The organism is Pararhizobium sp. P1_E7 (assembly GCF_056405855.1).
This window is the reverse complement of the sequence record NZ_JBFUBH010000132.1, coordinates 1-4856: the sequence shown is the minus strand read 5'-3', so window position 1 is coordinate 4856 and position 4856 is coordinate 1. Positions and strand designations below refer to the sequence as shown.

Here is a 4856-nt window from a genome sequence, read left to right as displayed (position 1 = left end):
TTAGAGCCCCAGAGCACGAACGCGTCTGCGTTCTCGAAATCGTCGTAACATCCCATCGGCTCATCCATGCCGAAAGTACGCATGAAGGCGACGGCAGCCGAGGCCATGCAGTGGCGGGCGTTGGGATCGAGGTTGTTTGACCGGAATCCCGCCCGCATGAGCTTCGTCGCTGCGTAACCTTCGAAGATCGTCCACTGGCCAGATCCGAACATGCCGACCGCCGTCGGGCCCTTCTCCTTCAACACGCGTTTGGCCTGCTGCGCCATCACGTCGAAGGCTTCGTCCCAGCCGACGGGTTCGAATTCGCCATCCTTGGCGTAGACGCCGTTGCGTTTGCGAAGCAGCGGTGTCTTCAACCGGTCCTCGCCGTACATGATCTTGGAAAGGAAGTAGCCCTTGATGCAGTTGAGGCCGCGGTTGACCTCCGCCTGCATGTCGCCGTGCGTGGCGACCACCTGCCCTTCCTTCACGCCGACCATCACCCCGCACCCGGTGCCACAGAAGCGACAGGGAGCCTTAGACCATTTGATCTCCAGCGCCCCTACCCCGCCGGGAACTGGCTGGGCTGCGGCCGGGAGTGAAATGCCAGCCGTGGCCGCGGCGATGCCAGCGGCATGTGCTTTCAAAACCTGGCGTCGCGTCAGTGCTTCGGTCATCTGTCTGCGCTCTCCGTTTCGACATGTTCGAAAACCATGTTTGCCGCGATGACACCGTCAAGAAGGGATATCCTCGACAGGCAATCGCCCATCATTCCGGTACTGGTCCCCTCGATGACCAGGACGATCTTTCCGCGCTCGCAGCCATGGACTTCGACGTTTTCCATCCGTTCAAGTTCCGCCAGGACTTTGTCGGTGGCCGCAGGCATGGTGGCGACGACCGCGCTCGATATGTGGAAGCTGGTGGACTGCAGTTCAGGCATCGGCAGCCTCCAATTGTCGAGATTTCACCGTTATCGCGCTGACAGGGCAAACTCCCACGCAGGCACCGCAACCGATGCAGGCGTGTTCGTCGAGGTCAGGCAGGAAGGGTCCGCCGAGGCGCGGCTTGAACCGGATCGCGTTCTCGGGACAGCTCTCGCCGCACGATTGGCAGGCGACGTCGCGTTTCGCGAGACAGGCATCCGTTATCGATGCAAAATGATCGAAGCGGAGAGCGCCCTCAGGAAGGAAGACGGGTTCCGGGCAGGCTAGCCTGCATTCGCCGCAGAAGGTGCATTCGGCCGTGCTGAAATCGAGCAAGGGTCGCCCATCCCCCAGTTTAATCACTCCGGTGGGACAGCGCTCGACGCAGAGGCCGCACCCGGTGCACGACCGGAAAGTGGCTGGGGTAGTTCCGGGAGGGCGGATGGAGGGCGAATATTCAGACCCCTTGCCAAGGAGGAACGAACGCCTTGTGGGAGCTTCCTCGCGCATCTGCTAGTGCCCCAACGGGCCGGGAGGGCCGAATACGATCTGCCACATCCAGACAGCAAATCCGTAGGCCCCCACGACGCCCACTGCGATGATTGGCCAGATACCAAACGCGAGTGCGAGGAAAGTCAGCAGCTCGGCGCGCTTTCGCTTATCCGCAGACGTGGTCGCCAGTTCCGCGTTAATCGGTTCAGACATGAGTTCCTCCCACTCTGAAGTGCATTCTAACGAGGCCATCGATTAAATAAAGTGCAAAAACATGACATTTTTCACTTGGGTTGGGCTCGTTGTTCCAGGACAGAACCAACGACCCACGCCGAGGAAACCGCTTTCCAATCGGTGAGCCGTGCAGGTTGGAAACCGTTTGGTACGATTGCATAGGCAGCCTAGCTGGGTGATACCACGCTCTTGTATGAGGTCGTTCGGTGCGATCCACTGTCGTTCGCTCAGTCCAAAGTTTGGACTTCCGACGACCCGTCAATGTCCGGTTCGAAAGGCGCAGTCGAAATCATGCCGAAGGAAATGCGTGCCATGCATACCGTCCACGGCTTCATGTATAATTAATGAGCGGCGATAATTTTGCTTGCTTTTTTGCGCTTGCAAGCGCCACCCACCGTCGGTGCACCACAAGATCGCCAATCTCAGTGGCATTGTGAATGGTCGATAGCGAGCCTGTGCACAGATTTCTTATAAAGGCGGGCACGGTGTTGGTCGTCATGAGATTGTTGCTATAGGTATTGTCTCATGATCGGTCCGCTGCGTGCCGGCGGCAAGTCACGGCACGCTCGTTGCCCCAACCGCCGCCTTTCCGGCGGCGCTGACGGCATCCTTCCTGTTCGATGTTTGACCCCCGTTCCAACCTCTGCGTTCAGTTGTAGGAAGCCGTGCGTTTGTGCTGATTACGGCCTTGAAACTGCATCCAAGATTATGGCTGGGGAGAGAAAGAGAACCCAACATTGGTCCGCCACCGTCTAGAAAGGTGCTGTGGCGCAGGTCAATTTCCGTAACGAAAACAGTATTTTCAAATCTAAAATTATGGGGCGACGCTCACCAAGCGTCTGCCGTGGCAACACGATCAACGCGTTACCCGCATAGCTGCATTGCACAAAAACTAGGTTCCCCCCGGTGAAAAATGCATCATAGTGCACACAGCTGATGCACTTGGCGGCTTCCTCCCAGTTCCGCCGCAGCAGCTGTTCCCCTCTGGAGGTTTTTTGACCTTCACACTTTATGGGCCGCGGTTTTTCCGTCGGCCCTTTTTTCTTTTCAGCTTGACGTCGAAATTCATCGGCCAAGATTGCCGACAAGCAGTGGCGATACCGCAAGCACGATCTCTTCCGATTTCAAAAATCCGTGAAAAATGCTAGCAAGAAGCATGCGTCGTCGTGGTATGAGATTTCTTGCACAGACAGTTTTGATGTGGGGAAAATCATTGGGTAAAACACACGTACGCACATTCCATTGTGCTTCACGGACCCGTCTCCCCGAAGCTCTTTTGTCAAACGGGCATGGGGCCTCCATGAGCAGCTCGCAAATTGAGCGAGTCATGTGATTTTTTATAGTTTTCAGTTTGAACAAACATTTGACGCGATTTTCGCTTTTCACTCGTGTCGAGGTTGTGCGATATTAGGGGTGACGGATTCGCATCCGCCTTGTCCTCACCCTCAAACGCACCCCGCCGCCCTATCGCGCTTATGGACAGCGCAAACCATTACAGTCGACGCCGAACATGCCATGACCTTGCAAGGAAAGGATGACCGCAAATGGCCATTAAGAGTGCCCCTCAGCTTGTCAGAATCCTCGCGAGAGAATTTCAACGTAGCGGAACCCAGCCTCACAAATTTGCTGAGATCACCGGCGTCGGAGAGGACCGGCTGGAGCTTCTTCAAACCGGAGAGTGGAAAGACCTAACGCTCAGGGAGATTGTCTCAATTTCAGAAAACCTTGATGTCGACCTCACGGACCTCTGATTATTGCCCGCCTGAAAGCACATCGGCCGGGTGCTCGAAGGACCCTTCCCAAAATCCTCTCCGGCTGTCCTTTGCAGCCAGCTCTGCCACAGCGTAGGCGGCCGATACCGGCGCACCTGAAGGTAGCGTCGCTGCAAACGCGGCACCAGAGGATATAAGCGCCGTTCCGACATCGACCGTCGCATCATCGATGTTGGCAGCGCATACGACAAAAATCGCCCCATCCTTTGCGGTTCCAATTGACTGACATCCGACTGTGCCGGTTGAAAACAGAGCCGCCAGAGAAGCGAGTGAGCGCAGCCCACAATCGCCTTCTTGCCCCTCCGGCGAGCGATATGCCGTGCCTCGAATACAGGACTGAACCCCGAACAGCCTGTATTTCCTGCCTTCGTGCCTCCAGGTATCTCCGGTCTCGAATGTGACATCCGAAGAAAACGGGATGGTCGTGGCTTGGGCGCTTGCCACTGACCCAAGGATGAGTGCAAAGAGCAGCGTTAGTTCAATCCGCATTTTGAAACCCCATCGTTTTTGAAAGCGATTGCGCGTGTTCCAGATCGGGCCGCCGTGATCGACCGTCCGGCTTCTTTCCGATCTCTGCGAGACCGAGAAACACCATGCTGTCATCGTCATTGACGGTGCGGTAGGGCTCGCCGTCGCCACCAACGAGGACGAAGCAGGACGCTGGCATAGCCTGGCCTTGCGCGGTCGAGAGCATTAGGGTCTTGCAGAGGATGACGTGCGCCCGCTTGTTGTAAATCGCTCCGGCGTAGTCACGAACGGCGTCTATACACGTCCATGTCTGCACCCGGTTGTAGGTCACCGTCTGCGCTGGGCAGCCGTTCAGTCCTCGTAGCTGAATGTCGTACCCGGCAATTCTTCGCTCGACGGCCCCATCGATGGAGATCTCGCCACCGACCCGCTCAAAGGAGCGGTCGACCAGTCTGGCCTCGGCATCATATCGTTCGAGGACGAAGACTTTTCCACCCTCCTTGGCGAACTGGCGCAGATACGATGGCATCGGCTCCTCGTAGGGATGTTCGCCCATTTCGATCGCGAAAGACGCACTGGGCAACATCAGTAAAATCGCCAGGCCGCAGACCCTGAGTTGTCGATACATGGAAATTTCTCCGATTTGGAATTGACACGGGAATCCCTGACGAATTAATTATATTTTATTCTGCGACGCAGCAACCGGAACCTTTCCATGAAAACGATCGCGCTCCTTCTCCTCTTTTCAGCATCCTATTCGGCCAATGCCTGCGAGCCCGTTGACACGGCAAGCACGCTTGCGGTGGTCAAAGCAATAGCGACCGAAGAGCAGCTGGATCCGGCCCTCGCACTCGCGGTGGTTGACGTCGAAAGCGCTGGCGGAAAGCATCAGGTCTCCAGCGCCGGCGCAGTCGGGATCATGCAGCTGATGCCGGACACGGCCTCTGACTACGGCGTTTCGGACCGCTGCGACGCAGAGGCAAATATC

At 56.9% G+C, this 4856-nt stretch carries 6 protein-coding genes and 1 pseudogene; 2 read left to right on the top strand and 5 right to left on the bottom strand.

Annotated features, from left to right (window positions below; genetic code table 11):
* The 4 genes and pseudogenes from AC1D17_RS27715 to napE form a co-directional block, all read right to left on the bottom strand.
* Positions 1–656: molybdopterin-dependent oxidoreductase (locus AC1D17_RS27715; protein ID WP_477568452.1), on the bottom strand; the 656-nt coding region annotated here is incomplete at its 3' end.
* A pseudogene (locus AC1D17_RS27710) lies at positions 634–919 on the bottom strand (chaperone NapD); the annotation flags it as partial. The pseudogene AC1D17_RS27710 and the gene AC1D17_RS27715, both read right to left, overlap by 23 nt.
* Positions 912–1412 (bottom strand): ferredoxin-type protein NapF, encoded by a 501-nt coding sequence (gene napF, locus AC1D17_RS27705; RefSeq protein ID WP_477568451.1) that lies wholly within the window; start codon positions 1410–1412, stop codon positions 912–914. The pseudogene AC1D17_RS27710 and the gene napF, both read right to left, overlap by 8 nt.
* A 3-nt stretch (positions 1413–1415) precedes the next feature.
* Positions 1416–1607, bottom strand: coding sequence for a periplasmic nitrate reductase, NapE protein (gene napE / locus AC1D17_RS27700; RefSeq protein WP_477568450.1), 192 nt, complete (start codon positions 1605–1607; stop codon positions 1416–1418).
* 1565 nt (positions 1608–3172) lie between these two features.
* On the opposite strand from napE, the gene AC1D17_RS27695 reads away from it, so the two are divergent.
* Entirely contained in the window at positions 3173–3379 is a 207-nt protein-coding gene (locus tag AC1D17_RS27695; RefSeq protein WP_477568449.1) for a hypothetical protein, read from the top strand.
* A 499-nt stretch (positions 3380–3878) separates the two neighbouring features.
* Here the strand turns inward: AC1D17_RS27695 and AC1D17_RS27690 are convergent, their stop codons facing one another.
* Positions 3879–4496 carry a hypothetical protein gene (locus tag AC1D17_RS27690; RefSeq protein WP_477568448.1) on the bottom strand — a complete coding sequence of 206 codons (618 nt, stop codon included), beginning with the start codon at positions 4494–4496 and terminating at the stop codon, positions 3879–3881.
* A gap of 87 nt (positions 4497–4583) precedes the next feature.
* Between AC1D17_RS27690 and AC1D17_RS27685 the strand changes: the two genes are divergently transcribed.
* The coding region (locus tag AC1D17_RS27685; RefSeq protein ID WP_477568447.1) for a transglycosylase SLT domain-containing protein at positions 4584–4856 on the top strand (273 nt) is incomplete at its 3' end.

Excerpts from the sequence above, each read along its gene's own strand:
- napF (WP_477568451.1), bottom strand. The coding sequence starts at position 1,412 with ATGCGCGAGGAAGCTCCCACAAGGCGTTCGTTCCTCCTTGGCAAGGGG.
- napE (WP_477568450.1), bottom strand. The coding sequence starts at position 1,607 with ATGTCTGAACCGATTAACGCGGAACTGGCGACCACGTCTGCGGATAAG.
- AC1D17_RS27695 (WP_477568449.1), top strand. The coding sequence starts at position 3,173 with ATGGCCATTAAGAGTGCCCCTCAGCTTGTCAGAATCCTCGCGAGAGAA.
- AC1D17_RS27690 (WP_477568448.1), bottom strand. The coding sequence starts at position 4,496 with ATGTATCGACAACTCAGGGTCTGCGGCCTGGCGATTTTACTGATGTTG.